We start from the raw sequence: 26,197 nt of genomic DNA, 5'->3' as shown, positions 1-26,197 counted from the left end.
GTTAGCCGACGTCTGCCTCTCTACTCTCTCGGCATCTAATGACAGTGGTACGTGCCGTCGGGGGCGGTTTGATGTGCAATTGAGACTGAGCCTGTTCGGTATAAAACGCTCGATTGATCTGAGCCGTCTGACCCGATATCGCAATGCGGCGGTCATCATTGCGTCGGCGCTGCTGGTGATTCCGTTGACGGTCTGGCTGCTGCAACCCGCCGCCGTACCGGACCTGGCCCACGGCAATGTCGCCGGCGCCAGGGCATTGGTTAACGGTTGGGCGAATGGCGACATGATTGCGCTGGTGCGCCACGTCGAACGTTGCGATCACTCCAAGGCTGTCTGCCTCAAGGGCGACGATGGCATCACCGATCGCTCGCGCAGTGTTGCAGTCAGCGTCGGTGCGCAATTTGAAAAGTTGGGATTGGCCCGTGCCGATGTCTATAACAGTCCGACGTTGCGTACGGAGCAAACCGCCGCTTTCATGTTCAACACCGCAAGCGCGAATGACGATTGGTTGTTTAACTGCAGCGGCACGATATTGCGCGACGCCCTGGCGCACAAAGTGCCTGGGCGTAACCTGATTCTGGTCACTCACAGTGAATGCATGGATGAACTTCAGAAAGAACTGAAGTTGCCCACCTCGGACCTCGGTTATGGCGCCTCGCTGTTTGTGTCTGCCGCCGTAGCTCAAGCCCCGCGCATGCTGGGTTTTGTTGAAGCTTCGGACTGGCGCTCGGTAACAACCGAATGAGCGATGCTCACTTCCCTTTGAATCAGGACACCGCATGCTGACTTCTTCCCGCTACCGCTTTTATTGGGCTAACTTCGGCATACCGCTATTTTGCGCGGCGGTGGTTTTCCTGCTGTTCGACATGACCAAAATCGACATTGCGTTCAGTAATCTGTTTTATGACCCCAGCACACATTCCTTCCCGCTCGACAATGTTTACTTCTTTGAAAGGCTCACCCACAAATGGGCGCGGATCATTCCGAACTGGACGGCTGAAATTGCCCTGATTGGCGCGATGCTGTCGTTTGTCTGGCCATTTATAAACGCGCAGAAACATCCTCGCTTCAGCAACTTTCTGGAGCGGAGCAAAGCAGCCTCGGTGCTTCGATTCGCTTATGAGCATCGTCGGGATTTTCTGTTTGTGGTGTTCGCGTTCGCCATTTGTACCGGCGTTATTCATTTCCTCAAGTCGCACACCAGCGTTTACTGCCCGATTGAAACGACGCTTTACGGTGGGAAAATTGCCCACATGGAGTGGTACAACAACTTCCAGTTATTCCGCGAGGCGGGCGATGGTCGTTGCTGGCCGGGCGGCCACGCTTCTGGCGGTTTCACCATGCTCGCTTTGTATTTCGTCGCGCGTCGTTACCGCTGGCGCTTTTCGAAAGCGGTGATGTACGGCTCGCTGTTGCTCGGTTTTATCTATGGCACCACGCGCGTGCTGCAAGGCTGGCATTACATGTCCCACACGTTCTGGGCCGGAATCTTCGTATGGCTTGCGTGTTTGCTGACGGCGCTGGCGTTTTACGGACGTGCGCGGCTGGATCAGCCGGTGCTGAAAAAGAATGAACAGCCGGTGTTTGTGGCTGAAGTTCAGCAGGTCAGTATTCCAAACGTCTCCACAAATCTGTAGGCGTGCCGGATGGGTCGTGTTTGCGCAAATTCTGTAGGAAACCGGCTTGCCGGTGATGGCGATTCCGAAGACGTCATCGCTGGCAAGCCAGACTCCTACAGGTCTATGCGTGCCGGATGGGTGGCGTTTGCGCAGATCCTGTAGGAAACCGGCTTGCCGGTGATGGCGATTCCGAAGACGTCATCGCTGGCCAGCCAGACTCCTACAGGTCTATGCGTGCCGGATGGGTGGTGTTTGCGCAAATCCTGTAGGAAACCGGCTTGCCGGTGATGGCGATTCCGAAGACGCCATCGCTGGCAAGCCAGACTCCTACAGGTCTATGCGTGCCGGATGGGTGGTGTTTGCGCAAATCCTGTAGGAAACCGGCTTGCCGGTGATGGCGATTCCGAAGACGTCATCGCTGGCAAGCCAGACTCCTACAGGTCTATGCGTGCCGGATGGGTCGTGTTTGCGCAAATTCCGTAGGAAACCGGCTTGCCGGTGATGGCGATTGCGAACATCGATGACGCAACCTCACTCCCCCACAAAGTAATAAGGCTGACGCCCGACCGTCATGGTCTTCAACACTTTCAGTGGTGCAGGTGGTTCAGCGTCGCCTGCCATCACTGCGACGTTGGACGGTGAGGCACTTAGAAACTCATGCAGCTGCGCTTCGGTATCCAGCCCCTTCAGCACACTTTGCGTATAGAACACACTGGCGCCACCCACGCGTTCATTGGCCTGAAACATGGCGACGTGTTTGCCCTCGGCTTGCATCGTTTGAATGTGCGTGGTCAGCGGCAGGAAGGACAATGTGCGGTCCGCGTGCGGCATCGCCCACTGCGCGGCGGCGAGGTAGCTGACAATCACTGCGCCAATCACACCCATGGCCAAGCCTTGGCGATGACGCGCAATGCGGCGCAACACGCTGGAAGCGCCTTCGTAAGCGTTCAACCTTTCGTAAAGCACTCGCGCGTATTCGGCAGCAATCACTGCGGCGGCAGGCGTCATCGACATCAGGTAAACGGTGCGCTTGCTCGACGCCAGCGTCAGCATCACGAATTGCGCGAGTATCCACAGGGTGAAAAACAGCAAGTAACGATTGGCCACCAGGCTTTTGCGAAAGTGCCACAGCCCGAGATAGACCAGGATGTTCCACGGTAGAAAGGCTTGCGGCAGTTTGGCCAGGTAATAATAAAAAGGCTCGTAGTGCCCGGCCTCGACGAACGAACCACTGAAGCGCCCAACGCTGTTGGTCAGCAGCACTTCGGCCAGCGCTTGCATGCCGCCGCGCTGATAAAGCACGGCCAGCCAGATCATCAACGGTATCAAACCCAGCAGCGTCAACAGCCCGGGCCGTAACCAGTCGCGAAGCTTCAGGCGTTTGTCGATCAGGCTCTCGACCAGCAAATACGCAAATATCACCACGCCCGGCATCGCCAGTCCCAGCACGCCTTTACTCAACGTCGCGATGGCGATGCCGGCGACAAACAACATCGCGTTGCCTGCTGTTGAATGTCGCAGCCCTTGAAAAAACGCCAGCAGCGCCAGGGTTACGCCGAGGGCGAGCAAGGCGTCCTCACCCACACCGCGCACATTGCTCCAGTAACTGGCCATGGTTGCCAGCAGGATACCCGCCGTCCAGGCAATGGCTTTTGGCCGACCGAAGCGACGCAGCATCGCGTACAGGATCATCACGCTGAAGAGCCCGGCGAATGCCGACGCCAACCGCACAGCCCACGGCGTGCCACCGAATACACGGATTGCACTGGCGTCGATCCAGAGACTCAGCGGCGGCTTTTCCAGGAACGGTTCGCCGAACAGGCGCGGCGTAACCCAATCGTTGTCCAAGTGCATTTCCATGGCGATGCCGGCGACGCGGGCCTCGGTAGAACCTTGCAGTTGGTGATTGCCCAGCGCGAAGAAAAAAAGCAGGGCGGCAAGCAGAAACAGTGAAGTGGCGGGACGCGACATAGGCTTCTTGCTACCAGCGAAATGGACCGGGAGGCCAGAGCATACGGGGTGAATACTTAACAAATTGTGAACGTTGTGAAAAAAAATTTTGCGCAGTGCGGTGCACAGCAATGGGTGGGTTTTGGAATACTTAAAACGCCAGCGGCAATGTGACGATGAAGGTACTGCCTTCGCCGTCGCCGTCACTCGAACCGACGACCGTGCCGCCATGCGCTTCGACCAATTCGCGAACAACGGTCAAGCCAATTCCCAGGCCCGCGCCGTTGAAACCTACAGCGTGAACGTCCTGCACAAAAGGCTCGAATATGAACGGCAGCGCCTTGGCTGAAATACCGATGCCGGTATCGCGGATGCTTAGCCGCAACAGATCGCCTTCGGTGGTGACCGCCAAAGTGACAGTGCCGCCGGCCGGTGTGTACTTGGCGGCGTTACCCAGTAGGTTGCCGAGAATTTGTGCGAGTCGCACCGGATCGCCATTCACCGATAACTCACACTCAGGCAACTGCGACTTAAACGTCAGCAACTGCGCGCTCATTACCGGACTGCACACGCCGACGGCTTCGCGGATAATACGCACCATGTCGACGATGCTGCAGTCCAGACGCAGTTTGCCAGTGCTGGCGCGAGAGACGTCGAGCAAGTCGTCGACCAGCCGCGCCATGTGTTTCACCTGACCTTCGAGCAGTGCTTGCACGCGGGGCAGATCTTCACTCGGCACCCGCAGCAGGCGCCCGGCAATCATGCTGATCGGCGTCAGTGGGTTGCGCAGTTCGTGGGCAACCAGGGTCAAAATGTTGCGCTGCTGGGCAAGGCTGTGTTCGGCAGAGGCGTGTAAATGCTGGGCATTGAGTGCGGCAAGTACCAATTGTTCGTTGGCCTCACGCATCTCCAGGTAGCGCTGCTGTTCTTCGAATGAACGCTGAGGCTTTTCTGCATCGGACTGCGCCAACAGAATCGCCAGGACCAATTGCTGATTGGCCTCGATCAGTTGCTCTACCTGCTGGCTATCGGCGCGTTGGGTATTAGCATTACTCAGCTCTTTGTTCAGTGCCGTCAGCGCCGCTCGCGCCTCAGCGGTTTTCTGACCGAGCAGGAACAGTTCGCGAGTGGCTGTAGCCACTGCTTGCTCGTTCCTGTTGTCGGCGTCATTCATTTCTGACTATTCATTGTGGTTGTTCATGCGTTGACGGGTGGGACGGCCGCCGAGCAAACCTTCCTGGTCCGGCAGCATTTCGCCGATTTGCAGGCCGTTATCGTCGATGCGATACAGGCGCAGTTCATCGGAGTGGGCGCTGGCTCGAACCTTGACCACCGCCATGATGCGCAGCAAACGGCTTTGCACTTCGATGTATCGCTGGACGATGATCGCATCGGTCAGGAACGCCGTGCCGTAAGGGCTGAACCGCAGGTCGGTGTAGCGGTCTTCCAGCTCTGAGGTCATCAATACGCTGACCCCGGCGCTGGTCAGTGCGGTGACCATGCGCGACAGCGACTCGCGAAAGTCCTCGCGGAACGTCGGCGCCAGGGCCAGTTCGAAACCGGACAAAGAGTCGATGACCACACGAGTTGCGTTTAACCGCTTCACTTCACCCAGCAATAACTGGACGATTTCGTCGATCGACAAATCCGGTGCGCGACTGTCTACCAGTGCAACCTGGCCGCTTTGAATCAGCCCGGCCAGCGTGGCGTTTTGCGAGTGATTAGGTCGCTGTTCAAACACCGCGATAACACCGGTTTCGCCATTGCGCGCGCCTTCAGCGAGGAAAGTTGCCGCCAGAATGCTTTTGCCGGAGCCCGAAGGGCCGGCCACCAGTAACGAATAACCACGCGGCAAGCCGCCACCGAGCATATCGTCAAGCTGCGGCACGCCCATTTTCAGGCGTTTGATGGGGAACTCCAGCGGCGCTTCAACCGGATTGAATGCCGCCGGGGCAAAGACCTTGATCCCTGATGTCGAGATGCGGAAGGTGTGCAGCCCCGGCAATGTGGGCTGGCCGCGCATCTTCATGATTTCCATTTTACGCACCATGGAATTGCGCTGAACGCTCTGGCGCAGCCAGATCAGGCCATCGGCCACGGTGAAAATCGGGTTGGTGTCGGTTTCGGTGAAGTATTCGCCAATCAGGAACGTGGTGGCCTGCCACGTGGTCATCAACATGCCCAGTTGCTGAACGAACTGCGGCAGGTTGTTGTTCGGGTTGTCCTGGGTTTGGCTGGCCAATACCACTGAGCGAAACGAGTCCACAAACACCAGCGCCGGGGAGTGAGCCTCGACCTCGCTGACGATTCGTCGCAAGACCTCGTCGAGATTACCCGCGAGGGTGTCATCGGCCAGGTTGACGTAGCGAATTGACTGGTTGATTGCCTCGCTGTCGAAAAAGTCGAATTGCTGTTGATACCGCAGCATCTTCAGCGGCGGCTCTCCAAGCACGGTGAAGAACAGCGCCGGCCGCTCTGGCGTCGCCAACGCAAACATCATCTGGTGGGCGAGGGTGGTTTTGCCACAGCCCGGAGGGCCCGCGATCATGTTGAACGAAAACTCCGGCAAGCCGCCGCCCAGCACCTCGTCCAGTCCTGGCACGCCGGTGGCCAGGCGGTTGATAGTCACTTTGGTGCTCATGGCGAATTTTCCTGCGAAGGGGTGTCGCTCAAAGAAGGTTCCCACACGTCACGAAGCAAGCGTGCGGTGAGCGAGGGCCCGATCAGCGTGGTCAGCAACTCGTAGAAAGTGGTCAGCAGTACTTCACCGAAAAACAGCGCATCGGTTTCGCTTTGCTCAACGAGTAAATTGTTGAGGGCTGCCAGATCCATGCCGGCAGGCACTTTGTCGAAGGTGCCCGCCAGACTCGGATGAGTAGTGGCGCACAGGTGAAGGCTGCGGCGATAAAGCGCGGCAACCCCTTGTTGGCCGATGATGGGCGTGAGGGCCGCGTCCATAACTTGCAAGGTTGAAGTGATCGCGTGCGCGGTCTTTGCAATGTCAGCGTTGGGGCCAACGCGGTGCGCCAGAGAAGCTACGATCCGGCGGCTCTCTTCGCTAAGCGTAGACATGGCTAACTGATATCCGATGGACAGATAACGATGGTACACCCTACAAGGCATGTAGGACGTGATTTGCATCAAATGAGCGGGGAAGCCCAACAAACAGGCAAAAAAAAGCCCGCGGGAGGGCGGGCAAACCGTAGTTTCTTGAATGAGCGAGGGCAATGTACCGGTTGCCGACACACGATGCAGTGAAGAAAAATTCATCTGTGTCACGCAGCGCCAAGTCGCTGCGTTTGCTCATGGGGATGGCCGCTGTGTCAGAAGTTGTATTTGAAACTTGTCATGACGTTGCGTGGCGCCCCGTAGTTGCCGGACACAGCGGGCGAGCTGTAATACTCGCGATCAAACACGTTATTGAGGTTCACCGATGCACTCAGGTTGCGGCTGATCTCGTAGCGCGCGAGCAGGTTGGTGACCGCGAAGCTGCCTTGGCTGAAGCTGTGCAAGTCGTTACCGGTTTTGCTCTGCCAGTTCACGCCACCGCCCACGGTGATCTTGTCCAGCGGGCCGTGCAGCCGGTAGCTGGTGAACGTCTTGACGCTGTTGCGCGGCAGCATGGTGTTGATGCGGCTGTCATCGATATCGGTTGTGACTGAATACGCATAACCCGCCGACGCCTGCCAACCTTCAGCCAGTTCGCCATTGAGTTCCAGCTCTACGCCTTTGGAGGTGGTGTCTTGTTCTGCGCTATACACGTTGTCGTGTTGCCAGATCGCAAGGTTGTCTTGTTGCAGTTTGAACAACGCCAGGCTGGAGTTCAGCCTGCCGTCCAGGTGCGTTCCCTTCAGACCGATTTCGTAACCTTTGCCTTCCATCGGGTCGAGTGGCTTGTTGTTCTCATCGGTGACCCACGATGCCTGCGGGTTGAAAATGCTGGTGTAGCTGGCGTACGCCGACCAAGTGTCATTAAGGTCGTAGACCACGCCGGCGTAAGGGATGAATACGCCGTTTTCTTCACGCTTGACGTCGGTTTCCGGTGCGTCGTATGGACGGTCCGAGGTGTCGCGTTTCCAATTGATGACCCGGCTACCGAGAATAAGGCTCAGGTCGTCGGTGACGCTGAACCGTGAGGTCAGGTACGCCGCGTATTGGTTTTCATCAATCGAGGCTTTGCCGCTTTCGGTGAACCCCGGGTCGGCGGAGTTGCCGTCCCAATGGAACAGGTTGTCGATGCTGCCTGCCGCAGAGCCGGCGTAGTCGTAACGCCATCCGCCCCAACTGGGCGTGCTCTCTTTGTACTTGGACAAGGTCATGCCGCCGATCAACTCATGCTCGCGGCCGAACAGGCTGAACGGGCCGGTGACATACAGGTCGAGGTTGTTCTGGCGTGGTGTGCCCGAGAAGCGCACCGGCAATTGCGATGTGCCGCTGCCATCCTTGTTGAGGTCGCCCATCACATAGTTGAATTTCTCATCGAATTCATTCTCTGCGTGGGTGAACTCGATCTTGCCGCTCCAGCCGTTGGCAAATTGTTTCTCGATGGAGGTGAAGAAACTGGTCTGCTGGTGATCGTTGTAAGACCAGTCCGGCGCGGAGTTGATGGAACGCTTGAGGTTGCTGCGCTCCCCAGTGCTGAAGCGTGTAGGCAGGCCGGTGCGCAGTGGCGAGTCGACGTCGGTGCGCTGATAGCTGAAACCCATGGTCAGCAAGGTGTCTTCGGTCAGGTCGAATTCCGTGATGCCGTAGACCAGTTGCGATTGCTGATTGAAGCGGTCGATCCAGGCGTTCTGGGTTTTGTAATCGGCAACCAGTCGCCCGCGAATGTTGCCACTCTCGGTCAATGGCCCGGAGACGTCGAAACCGGTGCCGTAACGGTCCCAAGTGCCGGCCTCACCGGTGATGCTGGCTTGCGCTTGCGCCGTGGGCCGTTTGCGAATCAGGTTGATGGTCGCCGACGGGTTGCCCATGCCGCTGATCAAACCCGTGGCGCCACGAACGATTTCAATACGGTCGTACATCGCCATGCTTTGTGAGTAGTTATCCAGGCGAGTGTTGGTGGGAACCCCGTCGACCTCGTAGTTCTGGATGGCAAAGCCGCGTGAAAAGTAACTGTCCGTTTCTGCGCCCACGCCGTCGCGGATCACCGTGATACCGGGTGTGGCTTCCATGGCATCGGTCAGCGTGGTCAGGCGTTGGTCGTCCAGACGCTGGCGGGTCATGACCGTCAGCGATTGCGGCGTTTCCCGTGGCGTGAGGTTCAACCGCGTCGAGCTGCTGGACGAATAAGTGGTGTAGAGGCCGGTGCCTTCAGTGGTCGAGCCCGGCGCTTTACCGGAGATAGACACCGCGCTCAGTTGCAAGGCATCGCCGGAACTGGCCACCAGCGAATAGTTGCCGTTGGCGCCACGCGTGGCCTCGACTCCAGTGCCGGCGAGCAGCATGGCCAAGCCTTGATCCACGTCGTAATGGCCCCTGAGCCCCGGCGTCGTTCGCCCCTCGGTCAGCGGTGTGGAGTACGACAGCAAAATGTGTGCGGTTTGACCGAAACGAGTCAGCGCTGGCGCCAGCGGACCTGCGGGAATATCGAAATCCTGCTGCGACTGCTCGGCGGCATGAGCCCAGCCAGGCGCCATCAGCAACGGTGCGGTCGCGGTCATGCAGGCAATGCCTTGAACGACCGCGCCGGCCAGTTTTTGCTTGAGAGAGAAATGCCAGGTGCGGCCCTTGCGTGCGGTGAAATCCACGAGTTGTTCCCCATTGAATATAAGTGTCTGGGGTTTAAGTCTCGCGAGAATCGAAAACGGACCACCCTATGGCAAATTATTTTTGTTCAGGCCGCTCGGGGTTTCAGCGTGACCCAGTAACGGGTGAACTGCTGGACGTCGAGTTGCAAGGTGTCGGCAACGGCGAAGATCACGCGTTCGGTGTTCGCCAAGGGAAACGTCCCGGAAACAGGCACGTCTGCCAGCCTCGGATCGCACGACAGATGTCCGCGGCGATAGCGGCTCAGTTCTTCCAGGAAGTCTTTGAGTGGTTGGCCTTGGGCGACCAGCATGCCTTGCGACCACGCGGGCGGCGTCAGGGCGACGCTCTGCCGGGCCGTCAGGCCACTCACGTTGAACGTAGCCTGCTCGCCTGCTTTCAGCGTTAGCGGTGCGAGCGATTGCGCTGTCGGGTAAAACGCCAGTGCGCCTTCATACACGCTCACCTGAGTGATACCCGAGCGCTGGCGCACACTGAATCGAGCCATTGCGACGTCTAGACGCCCTTCAACAGTCGCAACCGCCAGCGGGCGACCATCGACGGCGTTATCGCGAGTGACCAGTATTTCCCCGCGCAGCAGTTTGATGCGCCGGGCCTCACGTTCAAACGACACATTGATGGCGCTGTCGGTGTTGAGCTGGACCTGAGTGTTATCGGTGAGGATGATGCGCCGTTGCTCGCCGATTCCGCTGTGATAGTCGGCGGTCAGGCCTTGCACAAGGCTGGCGTCCTTCATGCTCCAGGCACCCGCGCCTGCCGCCAGCAACACGCCCAGTTGCTTGAGCGCCGTACGCCGCGACATCGTCGGTCGTAGCGCTGCAATGGCCAAGGGGCGCTGGCTGGAAGAGCGGATTTCGCTCATGCGCAAAGCAAACGCTTCTGCACGTTGCCATGCGCGTTCGTGCATCGGGTGCGCCTGGCGCCAGTTCATCCAGGCAGCCCGCGTGTCTTCGCTGACCTCGCGCTCCGACATTTCCAGGTGCCAATGCATGGCTTGCTCGGCGATGTCGCCGGGTATAGGCAGGCTCACCGAGGGTCCAGGCTTTCGTCGAGCATGATGCACATGGCACCTGCCTTGGCGATGTAGCGCTTGACGGTGGTGACGGAAATATCGAGCCGCTGGGCGATTTCAGCGTGACTCAAACCGTCCACCTGTGACCACAGAAACGCTTCGCGAACCGGTCGTTCCAGCCCCTCAAGCGCTGCATCGAGGGCAATCAAGGTTTCCAGCAGAATCGCCTGTGTCTCGAGACTCGGCACCGTCAGTTCCGGCATCGCTGCCAGCGCTTCAAGGTAGGCGCGTTCGATTTTTTGCCGACGGTAATGATTGGACAGAACGCTTTGCGCCACCTTCGCCAAAAAAGTGCGCGGGGCATGCAGCTCCGGCACCTGGTCTTTGGCCAACAGCCGCATGAACGTGTCCTGGGCCAGGTCTGCAGCACTGTGTGAGCAATTCAATCGGCGCCGCAGCCAGTTTTGTAACCAGCCGTGCTGTTGTTGATACAGCTCGGCCACATCACAAAAACGGGTTTGGGAGGAGAAAGACATGATGTAAGGGCGCCGGATGAGTAAATATTACAAATGATAATACTTATCATATCGATCGGCTGGGTGTGCCTGCAAGAACAGCGTGCGTGCCTATGGCAAATGATCCGCTGCGAAGTCTGCTTCCGAACGAGCGCGCAAGCGACCCTTGCGACAGGCTTGCTGAAAGCGCTCGAAATCGCGCTCGTTTTGTTCGGTATAACCTTTCGCATATTTGAACAACGCATCGGCCAGTGCGTCGCTCTTGCCGATGTAACCGCTGATCAAAGCAGCACTGCCGGATGCTTTGGCATGTGCACGAGCGAGGGCACGGCCACACAGTCGACCGTAGGCTGAAAACGCCTCTCCATCAAAGCTTTCAAGTTCTGCCGAAACCTTCATGTCGCGCAGCTGGCGCACATAAAAATGCCGACCACTGGGGCCTGTGGTCCAGCCTAGAAACAAGTCGCTGGCCGATTGCATCAACCGCTGGCCATCAACCACGCGCTGGCCGTTATGCCGTACCCGGGATTTGGCTTTCACATAACCGGCCAGCACTGATTGCCTTGCTTCCTTGAACTGCAGGAACAGCGGGAAGTCCTGATCATCCGTCAGCAGCGCCACCAGGCAACGCGTTCCGACGCTGCCGACACCCACCACTTTGAACGCCATGTCCTGAACATTAAACCGTGACAACAGCCCGCGCCGGTCCGCTTGCAGGGTATTGCGATAGTCGTCCATGAGCGTGTCGTACAGCGGTCGCCAGTCCGAGAGTCGCAGCCAGTCATCGTCGGCATCCAGCAATGTGGTGTTTTTGTGCAGGTGGAAAATCTCCGGCAAGTCATCCCGGATGATCAAACGGCCGCTCGCGTCACGCTCACTGATTTTCGGCAGCAATTGTGCGTGGGTGCGCCGCTCGGCTTTTTCGATGGCGCGCTCCACATGATCCAGCGTGGCTTTGCTGGCCTGCTGCCTCAAATCGTCGTAACTGATGGATTCGTACCAGGTTTCCAGCGCACTTTGTTCGGCGCACTCAAGCATGGTTTGCTGGTAGGCCGTGACCACCTCACGGCAGACCGCTTCCTCCACCGTTGCGCCGTGGCGCAAATCGCGGGCCGCCACCATAAAACTCGCCACCAGGCGTTTTACATCCCACTCCCAAGGGCCTGGATGGACTTCATCAAAGTCGTTGACGCTAAACAGCAGGTTGCGTTCTGGGGTGGCAAAACCACCGAAATTCATCAAATGGCAATCGCCACAGATCGTCGAGACCAAACCCATGTTCGGCGTACTCGCCAGGTCGTGCGCCTGCAACAGCGCATTGCCGCGATAAAACGTGAAAGGCGACACCAGCATGCGCCCGTAACGTAATTCGACCAGAGACCTGATGCGGCCTTCACTGGAGCGCTTGATCACTGGCAATGGGTCGCGATCAATTTTCCCCACCAACGCCTGAGAGCCACGCGGACATTTTTCCCGGGCTTCCTTGCCTTGCTTCAAACGGTCGCTGAGTGTGCTCATGAGGGCTCTTTTGATGGATTGTGAGGGCTCGTGAGAAAGGAGTGTAGATGCCCGCCGCCATGCCGACTCTAGAAGAACTCGCGGGGTTGCCTAATTGAACATGAATTCGCTCAAAACCAGCACATCGTCATCCGTAGCGACGCATGACGGCTGCGGATGAGTGTCTGGATGCCTTTGATAAACCAATGTCGCGGGCCTGCGTTCGCCCGTTAATTCGACGCTGCAATCGCTTCGGCCAGTTGCATGTCGTTCATGTGCGGCGCGGGGTATGAGGAGTGATAAGTGCGAACAGCGAGTTCGAACCGTGCACTTCGAATATCGCCATCCGAGCCGATAAACGCCAGGGCATCGCTCTTGGCAGATTTGATCATGTCAATGGGATGGGAGGTGGTGCCCAGCGTGGCAAACGTTGTTACGCCGGTCAGAATGGAGGCTTGGTCAACCGTTCCTGCGTCCTCCTTCGCATTGGCGATGATGGCTGAGGTCGACAGTAGGAGAGTGATTAACAGGCGTTTGTAGAACATCGAGCACTGATTCCCTTTAGTGTGACTGACCGCGCGATGTTATCAGCCCGAGCGCGGCAACACGAAACCCCGGACCTGCCCGCCGCGCAATGCTGTGATCGAGTTGGGGTGACCGCGCCAAAACTATCCATTCGGGCACAAAAAAGGCACTTGCGATAAACGCTAAGTGCCTGATTTGTGTAGCTTGTTTGGTGGGCCGGGGTAATCTGAACTCGTTGCGTAAGCTGTTGATTTCTAACTGTTTTAAGTTTTATATTTTTTGCTTGGAATGCTCTTTGGAATACTGAGCCCCGTTGCAATGCTTAGAGGCGTCATAGCTAGAGCAAATATGGTTCCTCCTGATCTGGAGGACTTGATCGCATCCCTTTAACGTTGGCGTCGATCCATCCCTCCTGTTCTATCCATTCGGCTTTAGGTTGCCCGGCTTGTGGGCGGCTTTATATTTTATTTATGCTACTGATTTATAATGGAATTATATTTTTTACTATTCTTGTCCCCCCATTTATCCCCCACGCGGACCCTGCGTAAGAAGCTGCGCATGGGGACTACGAAACTGAATGTGGAATTGGACTGACGGTCCCGTCCCTCCAAGATAGGAAGCGTGGGGCGGAAGCCGTGCAACGAGCTTCCTCCAATGTTCTCACTCCGGTAACAAAAAAGCATAAGACAAGCATGCCTGCTTGCCAGATTGGTCTCCAATATTCAGAATGCGCAAAATGAGAAAAGTGTTCCCAGAGGATTGCAAATGACCACTCACGAAATTTTCCAGCCCTTTGCTCTATTGCGCGAAAAAGCCGGTATGAGCATTGAAGATGTGATGGAGTTGACTGGAAAATCGAAAAGCAGCGTTTATCGCTGGGAGAAAGGTCAGGTTCCAGCAGAGAAACTGGCTATCAAGGTGATGAATGAGCGTATTGCCCGTGCGAATCGCACGCATGGCGACAGGAGAGAGGCGGCTTTCCGTTTTGTTGATTTGTTCGCCGGTATTGGCGGTATGCGCAAGGCATTCGAGAGTGCTGGTGGCCGCTGTGTATTCACCAGCGAGTGGAACAAGTACGCCCGCATGACCTACCAAGCTAACTTCGACTGCGATCACGATGTGGCTGGCGATATCACGAAGATCGAAGCCTGCGACATTCCTGAGCATGATGTGCTTGTGGCTGGATTTCCCTGCCAGCCTTTCTCGATTGCTGGTGTTTCCAAGAAAAACTCATTGGGGCGTGCCCATGGCTTCCAAGACAAGACCCAAGGTACTTTGTTTTTTGATGTGGCCCGGATTATTGAACATCACCGTCCGGCAGCATTCTTGCTGGAAAACGTGAAGAACCTAAAGGGGCACGACAAAGGGCGGACGTTCCAAACCATCATGGAAACCCTTAAGGACGAGCTTGGTTACAAAGTCCATTTCCGTATTGTGGACGCGCAGCACTGGGTCCCCCAGCATCGTGAACGCATCTTCATTGTGGGCTTCCGCGACGACGTGCCGTTCAACTTCGACCAGCTTGTTTTGCCGGAAAGTCCCCCGGTTCTAGGCGATATCCTTCATCCGGAGAACGGGGATGAAGAGGCTGAATCTCCGTTCACCACAGGCGACCTAGCTGCGGTTGCCGAGAAATATACCCTTACCCCTAAGCTCTGGGATTACCTACAGGCTTACGCGGACAAGCACAAGGCCGCTGGCAACGGTTTCGGTTTCGGCATCAATGGCAGGGATGATGTGACCCGGACCCTTTCGGCTAGATACTACAAAGACGGTTCCGAGATTCTACTGCATCAGCATGGTAAGCGTCCGCGTCGGCTGACTCCTCGCGAGTGCGCCCGGTTGATGGGCTTTGACATGCCAGGAGAGCCCCTATTCGAGATACCAGTTTCGGACACACAATCGTACAAACAGTTTGGTAATGCGGTGGTGGTGCCTAAAGTAAGGGCAATTGCGCAGCTGATGCGCCCGCATGTCGAGGCAATCCTCCAAAGCGCCCGGACGCACGACCCGAAGCTAGCTATTGCGGACTTATTTGAGCAAGAAGCTACTGCATGATAGATATTGTCAGCTCCGAAAAACGGAGCCAGATGATGTCCGGAATTCGGTCGAAAGACACCAAACCCGAGATGCAGGTTCGGCGTTATTTGCATGCGCAAGGCTTTAGGTTCCGGTTGCACGACAAGAGTCTGCCCGGAAAACCTGACCTTGTGTTACCGAAGTGGAAAGCAGCCATTCTTGTGCATGGCTGCTTCTGGCACTGGCACGAGTGCCGATACTTCAAACTTCCCCAAACAAATACCGAGTTCTGGAGGAAGAAGCTCGCCGCTAACAAGCTCCGAGATGAAGCGAGCTGTATTCAGCTCGGAGCTTTGGGGTGGCGTGTGTTCATCGTCTACGAATGTGCCTTGCGGGAAGACGCTGAAAAATCGCTTAAGTCCCTAGCAGCCTCCATTGTCGGCGACACCAAGCTTACGAGTCCTTGAACTGCACCTTGATCCCCTTGTTGAGCCAGATGGTGCGCCGCTTTCTAAGCTCTGTTCTAAAGAAGTCTCGGAAGGTGATCACATTTTCATGGCCTTTGTACTCTGTATATTTGGAGTATTTGGAGTCTTTGAGCTTTTCGGGTACAACCAAAAAGATGCGATTTTCTCGCATTTCTTCGATGGATGCTCCGGTAATACCTTCGTCAACGGTGCCAAGGTACAGGTCGGAAGCCTTGTTTTCGCTTAGCACCTGCTTCCAGCGCTCGCGCAGCAATGTCTTGAGGCTCAGGATGAACGCATCGTCACGGTCTCGATTTGGATCTTTGTAAGTCTTCAGAGATGGGAGGATGAAATCGGGCCGCTGGTTACCGACAAAGCGCTGTTCCTGAAAGGGGATACCGCCATCGGTCAGCATTCGCTTAGCGTGCAGCTCGAATGAATAGCCTGCCCTGCTTTTTGCACGTTGACCAGCACTGACCATCACCTCTTTGTAGATATCATCGAACTTGTTGACCAGCTCCGTGACGATAGTCGTCAGGTCTGGAGGATTCTTGCCTCCCGACAGCATATGAAGCAGTTTTGCCGAGTAGTGGCGAGCTGAATGTTGGCGGAACAAGCGGTACTCGATATCCCTGCTGATCTCCATCAGGGCATCACCGGGGCATTCCAGCTTAAACGGGTTCAAATTACCCGATTTACCCGCTCCGGACTTTCTTAAGAACTCAGTCTGTGCCTGTGCGGCCAGTTCAGCAGATTTCGGAAATGCGCAAGCTGCCCAAAGGCTTTCAATGCGCCCCTCCGCCAAGGCTTGGAGCAACTCCTCGATAAATCCGCGAGAGGCCACGTCTGGGCGGATGGCATGGGCCACATCGATGAGTCTGTACTCGAATGCTGAGTCCAGCTCAAATGTGGTCTCGATATACGTTGAGCCTTCTTCATCTGCGGAATCAATTACTAGGCAGTGGTAGGTCACTCCAGTCGCGTCTTCATACCGGCCTGCGAGGAACCATGAAGCAGGAGCGATACCAGCAAACTCCTTCTTTGGCACGCCTGTCAGGTGGCACTCCGTGCCCTTATTTGAATAATTTACCAGTCGTGACTTCTTTACTTCTCCCGTGCGAACCCAGTATGTCTGGATTCGGCAGTCGTAAATGTGCTCCGCACTTGTGGTTACATTAGAGAGATGCGGAAAAAATGAACCCTCCCGCAGGTCAATGGGGATATATGGACCATTTTGGTGGTTGCTCTTTGGCCCATCGGCCCATTTTCTATCATTATTCGAAAGCTTCTTGATTGCGATCTTCGGGCAATTCTGGAGAATTTGCTCAATCAGGCTTATGGACGACTCCGTAACTAAAACAGACATGCTTCACATCTCCTTGAGTGAGCTTATTCTACCCAGAGGTGCTCCTCGAGATACATCAGGGCATGGTTGAATCGGCGCTCTTCAAGGAAGTCTCCCGGTTGACTACCATGCCCTTATAATCGGGCCTTCGATGGAGGCCAGAGCAATGGGGCCGGCTTTTTCGGCAATGAGCCAGGAATACAGAAGGATTACAGAGTGAGCGATCTGATCAATGAACCTGATGCCCCGCGTCTGATCTTCGGTCTCCGAGATACAGGCTACAACGTCAGGACGGCAGCGGCAGACATCATCGATAACTCGATTGCCGCCAAGGCGGACGTGGTTAATGTCGAGATCATACTTCGAGAGGATGGGCGCAAACTGGTCTATTTTGGCGATAACGGGGAAGGCATGAATGCCGATGGTATTCATCGGGCAATGCGGTACGGGGCTCCCGAACGTGAAAACCTCGAGAGTCTCGGTAAGTTTGGTTTAGGCCTGAAAACCGCGTCTAGCTCCGTCTGCCTCAAGTACTCCCTGATTTCGCGCAAGGCGCCGGATCAAGAACTGGCAAAGCTTACTTGGGATCTCGAGCATGTCGCCCAGAGAAACCAGTGGGAGATGCTTCGAGAGCCGATTACGTCAGATGAGCGTGAGATGTTCGATGAGTTGTGCGGAGACAAAGGCACTCTCGTCATCTGGGAGAAGTGCGACAGGATTTTGACCAAGGATTATGATCCGGGTGGTTCTAAGGAGAAGGCAGCGGTCAACAGGCTTGCTGAAAGCTTGGCCAAGCACCTTTCACTTGTTTATCACCGCTTCCTCGACAAAGCAGATGAGCGCGAGCGTAACGTTGAAATCTTTATCAATCAGACCCCCGTCGAGCCTTGGAACCCTTTCTATCCAAAGCGCTCCGAGCAGGTCCTGTCGCCGATAAAACAAAAACTCCTCGTGGAGTTGCCTGACGGTTCTGAAGAGGTAGCGAACATCCGGGCTTGGATCTTGCCGCATCGCAGTGACATGACTAAAGATGAAGAAAAAACCCATGCGCGTATCTCGAACCGTTCGCAAGGTTTTTACGTCTATCGCGAAGGTCGTCTTATTCAGGATGGCAGTTGGCTAGAGGTTTTCGGTGCCCCTGAGCCTCACACTTCACTGTTGCGCATCGAATTCGACTTCGGCCATAAGCTTGATGATGCATTCCGGATCGATGTAAAGAAGTCACGAATCCTTTTTCATCCCGATCTTGAAGACGGCCTGCGCGAGCTACTACAGCCGATATATCGTGAAGCGGGTAAGCGCTATCGCAGGCAAAGCCGTGAACAGGCAAACACTCACAAAATCGACCATACCAGTGCGAACAAGAACATTGCTGAAACAGGAAACGCCAGCAAGCCGCAGGTTGCCTCTGTCGATCCTGCTGCACAATCCGCGATTGTCTCGAACAACATGGGCTCCAAGATCAAGCTCAAACTGGCCATTCAGAGCAATGTGAGTCCCGAAACTGTCTACGTCGAGGCGGTTGAAGACATTACTACTGGTGAGCTTTGGCAGCCGGCATTCCGTAGTGCCGGCGATAGTGGCCATGTCCCAGCAGTGTTGCTGAATAAACATCACGATTTTTACCAAAAAATCTATAAGCGGGCGGCTGCCAATGGATTCGCAGTCGATGGAATGGACTTGCTTCTGTGGGCCTTCTCCGTAGCTGAGCAAAACAACACAAACGCAGAGATGGAGCCGATATTCGAGGATATTCGGAGCGAAATTTCGAGAAATTTACATAAGCTACTACGTAATTTCCCAGACCCAGAACTGGGTGAGCTGATCGCCGAAGAAGAAGCCTGAGATGATCGCAGGTAAGAAGGATCTGATCCTGAGTGAGCTTGAAGGTGGGACCGGTGCGGCGATTGCCGCAGCGGTTGATCACAGTGGTCTTCGATCTGGACTCAGAATATGGTTTGGAGATCTCGATGAGAAACACGGTCCTGTTGCTGAGCTTCGTCCTTACGGATTGAAGGGGCATCGGGTCAGTCTGTCTTTTGGAAACTTCTCCGGAGAAGTTATCGGGCAGATCAGGAAAGCGTCGCCGGAGGATGTACAGCTGGCTCGCGCTTTAGTGGCGTCTATCCGTTCAGATATCGAGATCGAGGTCCCAGGACAGAGCATTTTGGAGTGGCGTGTTACGACTGGTGCGTTTCAGATGACGGCGAAGATTCGTGATTTGGCGCAACCACATGATGATGCTGAGATCATCGCCACTTGCCGTGACGTGATCGTGCCGATGATGGCCGCTATGGCCGAGCTCATTGGATATGATGTCCTCGAAGATCTCATAGAAGACGAGGTTCCCGCCTTCGAAGGTGCCATCCTGCATTCGGTTATCCAGCGCCGAGAGCGAAACCCTCGAAACAGGCTTCTATGTATCCGTATCCACGGTGAAAAATGTATAGCCTGCGGTCTGCAGCCGAGGCTGGAATATGGTGAGGCCGGTTCGATTATCGAGGTTCACCACCTTGAGCCGCTTGCATTGCTAAAGGAGCCCCGGCCATACGATCCTCTTACCGATCTGGTTCCGCTTTGTCCAAACTGTCATCGCGCGGCCCACACGAGGCGCCCATTGCCCTACAGCATCGAAGATCTCAGGGGTTTCAGAGGGGATATCCATGACTGATGTTTCACGTCTTCCAGAAGCCTTCGAGGAGCTACGGAGCTGCCCACCTAAAGGTTTTACGCTCTCGGAGCGAGTCATTGACCCAGTGATTGTTATTGACAGAGTTGGGCAAAGCATCGTGGCCTGCCTTGCAGGTGTTCGTGTGGTGAGGGGGAGCAGAAGTGTTCATCGTGCGCCCAGTAATTGTCATACATGGGTGGTAGATGGATCCACAATCCGCCCTCTTCCTCGAGATGCTGCGAGCGTATTTGTTGAACTGTTGCGTGGTTTCGCTCCGGACAACCTACCTTATAGTGAGGCCGTCAGGCTGATACGCGATACAGGTGCGGTCATAGCCGCAGAGCCTGACGAGGCGTTTCTCAGGGCCGGGAGAGTTGTGGCCGAGGATCTTGAAGGCGAGATTGCCATCCCCGGACTGACCGCAACGCTTTTTCCCTATCAAGCGCGTGGTGTCCGCTGGATGTGGGAGACCATCAAGCATACGGGCGGGCTAATACTTGCCGACGAGATGGGACTGGGGAAAACCCTCCAGATCATTGCTCTGCTGCTGATGGATCCACCCAAGGCCAGTATCCCAGCCCTAATTGTTTGTCCCACTAGCCTGATTGCCAATTGGGTGCGGGAGTTTGAACGCTTCGCGGTCGGAATGACCTTGATGGTGCATCGCGGCCCCAACAGGGCTGGGATCTATCGAGAGCTTCAAAAGGCAAACGTTGTGATTACGACCTACGACACGATGGTCAATGACATCTCGATTTTTTCCTCTTTCGAATGGTCTTGGGTAATCTGCGATGAGGCTCAGGCCATCAAGAATCCAGACTCGAACCGGCGGCGCGCGATCGCGGCCATTCCGCGTAGGCATGCCATCCCGATGACCGGAACCCCAGTGGAAAACAGCCTTCTGGATCTATGGTCGCTGACAGACTTTGCTATTCCTGGGTTGCTTGGTACGCGATGTGAGTTCGAAGCAGCGTACCCGGACAGCATCGAATCGGCGCAGGCAGTTGGACGCTTCACGGATCCCGTTATTCTCAAGCGTAGAGTGGCTGATGTTGCCGGAGATCTGCCCGAGCGAATTAATATCGATCTGCCTCTCGAACTGGATGACCAGCTTGCTGAACATTACCTGACGGTCCGGGAGACCACACTCGCGAAGTATCCTGTGGCAGGAGCATTAGTGGCCACGCTTCAGCTACAACTGGTTTGCGCACATCCGTGGCTACGTCGTGACGAAGAAAGCGATAGCGACGTTGAGGAGTCGAAGGTTGTGCGTACAAATGCATATCCCCTAATGACCCCGAAAATGGAGCGAGCAGTGGCACTCCTCCAAGAGGCATTCTTTAATCGACGAAAAGTCATTGTTTTTGCCCTCTTCAACCGAATCGGAGATCTGTTGAAAGAAGCATTTTCAGGCTTTCCCGATGCTTTTTGGGGGGCGATCAATGGCTCGACTCCCCAGGAGGGGCGCCAAGCGATCATCGATGATTTCTCGGCCCATAAGGGTCCGGGATGCCTGGTTCTGAACCCCAAAGCCGCCGGTGCCGGTTTGAATATTACCGCAGCGACGGTGGTGATCCATTTCACACCCGTCTGGAACCCGGCGCTGGAGGCGCAGGCCAGTGCTAGGGCTCACCGTCGTGGCCAGACTCAACCTGTCACCGTTTATCGCCTTTTCTATAAGGATACGGTTGAGGAAGTAATGATCGAGCGATCCCTTTGGAAGAGTGAGCTGGCGAATGAAAGTGTTCCAGTTTCGTCTAGGGATGCAACCGACCTCAAGCGAGCACTCGAAATTGCACCGGAGAAAACATGACAAAAAAAACCTTCAGTAAGACCCTGAGTGCCAACGATGTAGGCGCTACCGGCGGCCACCAAGGCGGTATCCTCATACCGAAATCGGAAGTAGAACTACTTTCTTTCCTGCCACCACTTGACCCCTCCATCAAGAACCCCGATGCATGGATAGAATGTGTGGATGAATCTGGGATCCTGCGGCGGTTTCGGTTTGTCTATTACAACAACAAATTCCATGATGCGAAGGGCACCCGTAATGAATACCGCATCACTTACATGACCAGTTATTTTCGGGAAATGGGTGCACTTGAGGGCGAAGCCCTTGAGATTTCAAAGCATAAAGACTCAGGACATTATGCTATTCGGGTCGTACGTCCGGTTGAGGAACCTGCCGATCAAGAAGAGGAGCAGAGCGTCAGGATCAAGATCAACTCAAGCTGGCGCCGGGTTCACTAGTTGGATCAGGTGTAGACCTTCTCCGTCTGGATTAGATGCTGGCGGATATGCGATGGTCGGCGGGCCCCCAAAAAAAATCAGGCGCGTTTAACGCTTCGTTTCTTCGCAGCGTATGCCGCCAATTGCTCAAGTGCGTATTGGATTGCATAGGGCGCGGGTCGGTAGCTGGCCGACTCTTGGCTGCTCAAGTAGTAGCGCATCACCCGGTCAGTGATACCGAGTGCGGTCGCTGCTGCTTCTTGAGTGATGCCTGCCGTCTCCAGAAGTCCACGCAAGTAGGCTGGTGACGGGTCGTGCAAGGAGGCGTCTGGCTTTCGAAGGTACATGTCTTCAGTTCCGTCCCGGATACATACCAAAATTTGTCACCGGTTCTTTCTTTTTACGAGTATGTACAACCGGTGCTTATTACTTAGCTTTCGGGGTGGCGGGGGTAGCCGGGGTCACTGCAAAGTAATACTCGTCATCGGCATGCGGATCAAACTTAGGGCGTGCGATGCGGCCCTGATCCAAGGCGTATTGAAGCACGTCGCGCACTTCCAGCCAGCCGTCTGGCTTGATAATGTTCAGCGCTTCGATGGCCTTGATGATTTCTCTCCAGCCAGTTTTTTCTGGCTTGATGGTGTTCAGCAAGGTGGTCAGGATCAGCTGCTGGCGATCGACTTGATTCATCGTGGTCATTGACTTCACTTCCTCTTCTGCTGATGGCACTTCTTTGGTGACGGCATCGGTGCCGTAGTTGTGAATGAATTCGTAAGCTTCTTCGCGGCTCAGGTCTCCCTTTATGATCTCAACGCGGTCACGCATTGGCTTGTCAAAATGAACGATGGTGACGTCGTATCTACCTCCGCCGACTTGGACAGAAAGCGGTACCCCTGTGCGCTCGCGGGTTTCCCGCACAATGCGAGTCTCTGCAAGCTGTTGCAATTCTGCCTCGGTCACGACATCCCACTCAGGGCGCTCAAATAGATCCGGGTAGACGCGGTGTTTGGTCAAGAAATAGCGCTTGGACAGCTCGATGCAGCTCTCACGGTTGCAGTTAGGCGTTTTGATCACATAAAGGAACGGCGTCTCTAGGTTCTTTTCGCGCCAGTTGTTGCACTTGCGGAGGTTAGAAAACTCGACGGTTTTAAACAGTTCGCCGTTATAGAAAACCTCGAAGCTCAGCAGTGTTTCAGTAGGCTGGGCTTGCTTGTTAGTGGTCATATCGTCCTGCACCTTCACTTTTAAATGTCGCTTCGTTCGGCTTGTCGCCATGTTGGGAACATTGTTCCTATATGGCAAGAGTTTTTTCTCGACCACAAGAAGTCCGCATTTGTGGGCTTGGTGTAGCTGCAGCGGGTGTTCCTCAACAGAGTACTGGTTCACTTTAGCGAATCGAGGAGAGCTTGGAGGCTGGATGGGTTAACCGTAGCGATGCATCAATAATGGTTCGTGTGTGGGAATCAAGCTCGCTCGACCCACATTGCTAAGGATGAAACCCCAGCGAATACTCTGGTAAAGGAGGCTTAAACCGCTCCCATTTCCAGCACTCGCTGATGTCTTGGATTTCCGGCCAAAATCAAAACGGCACCTAGTGCGACGACGCAAACGGAAGCGGTGATGGAGATGTACGTTGCGATAATCCACCGCCCCATCTGTTGTGCCTAGCGATGCGCAATGGATCCCTGGGCACCGGTCAGCGATACGAACGCAATCAGGAACTGCTGAGAGAACAGGGATAGCAGGCCAGATCTGAGCTGACCGAAACCTTTCAGATTAGGCTGAATTTAGTGTGCTGCCCCGTTATTCTCAATTGAAAATAAAATTCAGTTGCAAACAAGCGCGAGGCGGGTATTGATGGCGTCAAGAGAACGGAAGCGCACCCATCAGAGAGGGATACCCATGTCGATATTGCAGGAAATTTTAGACTGGACTCAGGGTTTACCTGAATGGCAGAGCGACGCGGTTGCTCGATTACTGGCAAATCAAACCTTGAGTGCAGATGATCAAGATGACCTGTTCGCACTGCTCAAAGTATCCCATGGTATCCCCGACCCCCAAGGTCGAGTTCCAAAGCCACTGGCAGCCGACCAGATTCCCGCTCCGGTTAAGCTGACAACGCACATCGAATTGCGGGCAATGAAGAGCCTGCAACACGTCAACGCCATTGCCGAGAATCAGCACCTCCCCTTTGGGGCCACGGGAATGACAGTAATTTATGGCGACAACGGTTCGGGTAAGTCCGGGTACTCCCGAGTGCTCAAGCGCGCATGCCGAGCTCGCGATCAGATGGAACCAATTCTTCCTAATGCCAATCTTCCCGCTGGTCAACCAGCTACAGCCGAAGCCTGGTTCGAAATCAGCGTGGACGGCGTTGTTCAGGATGTGCAGTGGATTCATGGCCAACCAGCGCCTGCGTTGTTGTCGTCCTTTACAATTTTTGATACTCGATGCGCGCGCGCATACCTTGATAACGAGGATGACTTTTCCTATGTGCCCTACGGGCTCGATGTATTCGAGGGACTGGCAAAGCTCTGCCGGCAACTGAAAGTCATGGTCGATGCGGAGAGCGCGCAATCTACAGTCGACTTGACCGCCTTTGCCCCGCTGCAAGGTGACACACCAGTTGGCAAACTAATCGCGACACTGTCGGCGAAAACGACAGAGGCACAGATCGAAGCACTGACGACACTGACACCGGAGGATGTGGCCCAGCGTGACGCATGGGACAAAAGCCTGAAGGAGAGTAATCCCAAGGAGAAGGCCACTCAGTTGCGTCAGCTTGCCCGCCGCATCACCACCGTCGCGACAAACGTGACCACTAAGTCAGCGCTGGTTAATCAGGCGGTAGTTACTCAGCTGCACGGCTTAGCGGATACATACCGCACAGCGCAGGTAGCATCTTCGCTGGCAGCCCAGCAGTTCAAAGAAGCAGAGAATTTACTACCCGGCACCGGCGGCGAGGCATGGCGTGAGCTCTTCGACGCGGCGCGCAAATTTTCCATCGAATCACATCCTGATAAAGCGTTTCCTGCGTTAGGGGCTGATTCGGCTTGCCCGTTGTGCCAACAGCCTCTGACTGAGGGCGCTGAGCGCTTGCTGCGCTTTGAGGCCTTCATTCAGCAAGAGGCTGAAAAAACATCACAGCAGCGCCGCCTAGCGCTATACGGCCAGTACAAGCCATTTATTGCACACGTGCTAACGATCGATTTGGATGACGTTACTTATGGCGAAATTGCGGCCCTAGATGTGCAGCTCGCCACAGACACCAGGCTGTTTGCGAAAACACTAGCGGCTCGTCAAGACGCAGTTAAAACGGCTGTAATTTCGCATGATTGGTCCGGCACTGATCAGGAACTGGTGAATCCGGCAGGGCGACTTCAAGCACTAGCCGACAAGCTGAATGCAGATGCTGAAGTCCTAGAAAAGGCCTCAGACGAGAATGCCCGTGCCGAACTCCAAAAGTTGTTCACTGCACTTGATGCTCGGGTGCGACTGAAAGAAATCAAAAGTGCTGTGGTCACGGCCGTAAGCCGGCTTGTGCATCAAGCTCGGCTTGCAAAGTGTTTAGGGGCAATCAAGACCACAAATATTTCTTTGAAAGCATCCGAACTCGCAGAGAAGGTTGTATCCAAAGATTTGGAGGATGCACTCAATCGAGAGTTCAAGACACTGGGAGTTGGTTTGCTGCAGGTTTCCTTAAAAAGCCGTGCCGACAAAGGTAAACCGTTGCATAAGCTCAAGCTGGAGTTGCCCCAAACCCGTAGTCCAGGCGACATCCTGAGTGAAGGTGAACAACGTGCAATTGCTATAGGCTCCTTTCTCGCGGAGGTGAGCCTTGCTGGCGGAAACGGTGGGATCGTCTTTGATGACCCTGTGTCCTCGCTTGATCATCGTCGACGCGAACGCGTAGCTAAGCGCTTGTCGATTGAGGCTGGTCAACGCCAAGTCATCATCTTCACCCACGATATTTACTTTCTTTGCCTTCTAGTCGAAGAGGCGAAACGTGCTGGTGTACCAATTGTCACGCAAAGCCTTACACGCCGAGCCGAAGGCTTTGGAATTGCAGATCCTGAGCTGCCATTCGAAGGCAAAAATGCTAGCAAACGGATAGGCGCATTGAAGGCGCAGCAACAAAAAATCGCAAAGCTATTCAAGGACGGCGAGGAGCAGGAGCATTACAAGCAAACCGTCGACGCCTATTTCCGGTTGCGCATGGCGTGGGAGCGCGCTGTCGAAGAGGTGCTGTTGCGTGAAGTAGTCATACGCTTTCGCAAAGGCGTGGAAACACAACGCCTTGCTGGAGTTGTCGTCGACGACACCGACTATGATCAAGTGAATGCCGGCATGTCGAAGTGCTCCAACTATGCCCACGACAAAGCTGTAATGGGTGGAATCGCGGTTCCCGAGCCAGAAGAATTGCTCGCAGACATCATGGCTTTGGAATCTTGGCGCGAGAAAATCGATACTCGCAGTCTCGCCACCGCTAGGAAACGCAAAGCCGGTCCGGCATCTGCGGCGCCCCTCGCGCATTAACACTTGGGCGGTAGCATTCTTTGCTATCGAGAAGGTGGGAGGC

General features: G+C 55.3%; 21 protein-coding genes. 9 read left to right on the top strand and 12 right to left on the bottom strand.

The window, feature by feature from the left end; translation table 11 throughout:
- Positions 1-73 precede the first annotated feature (73 nt).
- Positions 74-745: a lipopolysaccharide core heptose(II)-phosphate phosphatase PmrG gene (locus ACQR3R_RS16875; protein ID WP_428273409.1), complete on the top strand. Its 672-nt coding sequence runs from the start codon at positions 74-76 to the stop codon at positions 743-745.
- Between the two features lie 34 nt (positions 746-779).
- Entirely contained in the window at positions 780-1,637 is an 858-nt protein-coding gene (locus tag ACQR3R_RS16870) for a phosphatase PAP2 family protein (protein WP_428273407.1), read from the top strand.
- Positions 1,638-2,150: 513 nt separating this feature from the next.
- Here ACQR3R_RS16870 and ACQR3R_RS16865 read toward each other — a convergent pair.
- The 9 genes from ACQR3R_RS16865 to ACQR3R_RS16825 all read right to left on the bottom strand — a co-directional run bounded on the left by ACQR3R_RS16865 (position 2,151) and on the right by ACQR3R_RS16825 (position 12,907).
- Positions 2,151-3,590 carry a glycosyltransferase family 39 protein gene (locus ACQR3R_RS16865; RefSeq protein WP_428273405.1) on the bottom strand — a complete coding sequence of 480 codons (1,440 nt, stop codon included), beginning with the start codon at positions 3,588-3,590 and terminating at the stop codon, positions 2,151-2,153.
- Positions 3,591-3,720: 130 nt separating this feature from the next.
- Complete coding sequence (locus ACQR3R_RS16860) at positions 3,721-4,743, bottom strand: ATP-binding protein (RefSeq protein WP_428273403.1); 1,023 nt, start codon at positions 4,741-4,743, stop codon at positions 3,721-3,723.
- Between the two features lie 6 nt (positions 4,744-4,749).
- Positions 4,750-6,210, bottom strand: coding sequence for an ATPase domain-containing protein (locus ACQR3R_RS16855; RefSeq protein WP_428273401.1), 1,461 nt, complete (start codon positions 6,208-6,210; stop codon positions 4,750-4,752).
- Positions 6,207-6,839 (bottom strand): hypothetical protein, encoded by a 633-nt coding sequence (locus ACQR3R_RS16850; protein WP_428273399.1) that lies wholly within the window; start codon positions 6,837-6,839, stop codon positions 6,207-6,209. The genes ACQR3R_RS16855 and ACQR3R_RS16850 overlap by 4 nt, the downstream gene beginning before the upstream one ends.
- A 53-nt stretch (positions 6,840-6,892) precedes the next feature.
- Positions 6,893-9,319 carry a TonB-dependent siderophore receptor gene (locus tag ACQR3R_RS16845; protein ID WP_428273398.1) on the bottom strand — a complete coding sequence of 809 codons (2,427 nt, stop codon included), beginning with the start codon at positions 9,317-9,319 and terminating at the stop codon, positions 6,893-6,895.
- Between the two features lie 86 nt (positions 9,320-9,405).
- Entirely contained in the window at positions 9,406-10,368 is a 963-nt protein-coding gene (locus tag ACQR3R_RS16840) for a FecR domain-containing protein (protein ID WP_428273397.1), read from the bottom strand.
- Positions 10,365-10,886, bottom strand: a complete 522-nt coding sequence (locus tag ACQR3R_RS16835; RefSeq protein WP_428273396.1) for a sigma-70 family RNA polymerase sigma factor — start codon at positions 10,884-10,886, stop codon at positions 10,365-10,367. Before ACQR3R_RS16835 ends, ACQR3R_RS16840 begins: the two co-directional genes overlap by 4 nt.
- 90 nt (positions 10,887-10,976) lie before the next feature.
- Positions 10,977-12,383 carry a DUF2252 family protein gene (locus ACQR3R_RS16830; protein WP_428273395.1) on the bottom strand — a complete coding sequence of 469 codons (1,407 nt, stop codon included), beginning with the start codon at positions 12,381-12,383 and terminating at the stop codon, positions 10,977-10,979.
- A gap of 209 nt (positions 12,384-12,592) precedes the next feature.
- Positions 12,593-12,907: a DUF2388 domain-containing protein gene (locus tag ACQR3R_RS16825; protein ID WP_428273394.1), complete on the bottom strand. Its 315-nt coding sequence runs from the start codon at positions 12,905-12,907 to the stop codon at positions 12,593-12,595.
- Positions 12,908-13,652: 745 nt separating this feature from the next.
- On the opposite strand from ACQR3R_RS16825, the gene dcm reads away from it, so the two are divergent.
- Complete coding sequence (dcm, locus tag ACQR3R_RS16820; protein ID WP_428273393.1) at positions 13,653-14,945, top strand: DNA (cytosine-5-)-methyltransferase; 1,293 nt, start codon at positions 13,653-13,655, stop codon at positions 14,943-14,945.
- Complete coding sequence (locus tag ACQR3R_RS16815; protein WP_428273392.1) at positions 14,942-15,373, top strand: DNA mismatch endonuclease Vsr; 432 nt, start codon at positions 14,942-14,944, stop codon at positions 15,371-15,373. Before dcm ends, ACQR3R_RS16815 begins: the two co-directional genes overlap by 4 nt.
- Here ACQR3R_RS16815 and ACQR3R_RS16810 read toward each other — a convergent pair.
- A complete protein-coding gene (locus ACQR3R_RS16810) occupies positions 15,360-16,739 on the bottom strand; it encodes a type II restriction endonuclease (RefSeq protein WP_428273391.1) in 1,380 nt (459 codons plus the stop codon). The genes ACQR3R_RS16815 and ACQR3R_RS16810 overlap by 14 nt on opposite strands.
- Before the next feature lie 195 nt (positions 16,740-16,934).
- On the opposite strand from ACQR3R_RS16810, the gene ACQR3R_RS16805 reads away from it, so the two are divergent.
- The 4 genes from ACQR3R_RS16805 to ACQR3R_RS16790 are packed head-to-tail and all read left to right on the top strand — an operon-like array spanning position 16,935 to position 21,639.
- Entirely contained in the window at positions 16,935-18,563 is a 1,629-nt protein-coding gene (locus ACQR3R_RS16805; RefSeq protein WP_428273390.1) for an ATP-binding protein, read from the top strand.
- 1 nt (position 18,564) lies between these two features.
- Complete coding sequence (locus tag ACQR3R_RS16800; protein ID WP_428273389.1) at positions 18,565-19,389, top strand: HNH endonuclease; 825 nt, start codon at positions 18,565-18,567, stop codon at positions 19,387-19,389.
- On the top strand, positions 19,382-21,202 hold the full coding sequence (locus tag ACQR3R_RS16795) for an SNF2-related protein (protein ID WP_428273388.1): 1,821 nt from the start codon (positions 19,382-19,384) through the stop codon (positions 21,200-21,202). Before ACQR3R_RS16800 ends, ACQR3R_RS16795 begins: the two co-directional genes overlap by 8 nt.
- Positions 21,199-21,639, top strand: coding sequence for an EcoRII N-terminal effector-binding domain-containing protein (locus ACQR3R_RS16790; RefSeq protein ID WP_428273387.1), 441 nt, complete (start codon positions 21,199-21,201; stop codon positions 21,637-21,639). The genes ACQR3R_RS16795 and ACQR3R_RS16790 overlap by 4 nt, the downstream gene beginning before the upstream one ends.
- Before the next feature lie 77 nt (positions 21,640-21,716).
- Here the strand turns inward: ACQR3R_RS16790 and ACQR3R_RS16785 are convergent, their stop codons facing one another.
- The gene (locus ACQR3R_RS16785) at positions 21,717-21,965 is read right to left on the bottom strand and encodes a hypothetical protein (protein WP_428273386.1); all 249 of its coding nucleotides are present in this window, start codon (positions 21,963-21,965) and stop codon (positions 21,717-21,719) included.
- A 79-nt stretch (positions 21,966-22,044) separates the two neighbouring features.
- On the bottom strand, positions 22,045-22,842 hold the full coding sequence (locus ACQR3R_RS16780; RefSeq protein WP_428273385.1) for a hypothetical protein: 798 nt from the start codon (positions 22,840-22,842) through the stop codon (positions 22,045-22,047).
- Between the two features lie 678 nt (positions 22,843-23,520).
- Between ACQR3R_RS16780 and ACQR3R_RS16775 the strand changes: the two genes are divergently transcribed.
- Entirely contained in the window at positions 23,521-26,154 is a 2,634-nt protein-coding gene (locus tag ACQR3R_RS16775; RefSeq protein WP_428273384.1) for an AAA family ATPase, read from the top strand.
- Positions 26,155-26,197 lie beyond the last annotated feature (43 nt).

It is taken from the genome of Gordonia sp. IEGM753, assembly GCF_050321825.1.
In the GTDB taxonomy this organism is placed as follows: domain Bacteria; phylum Pseudomonadota; class Gammaproteobacteria; order Pseudomonadales; family Pseudomonadaceae; genus Aquipseudomonas.
Note: the sequence above shows the minus strand (reverse complement) of the source record. Positions and strands in the feature narration are given on the sequence as shown.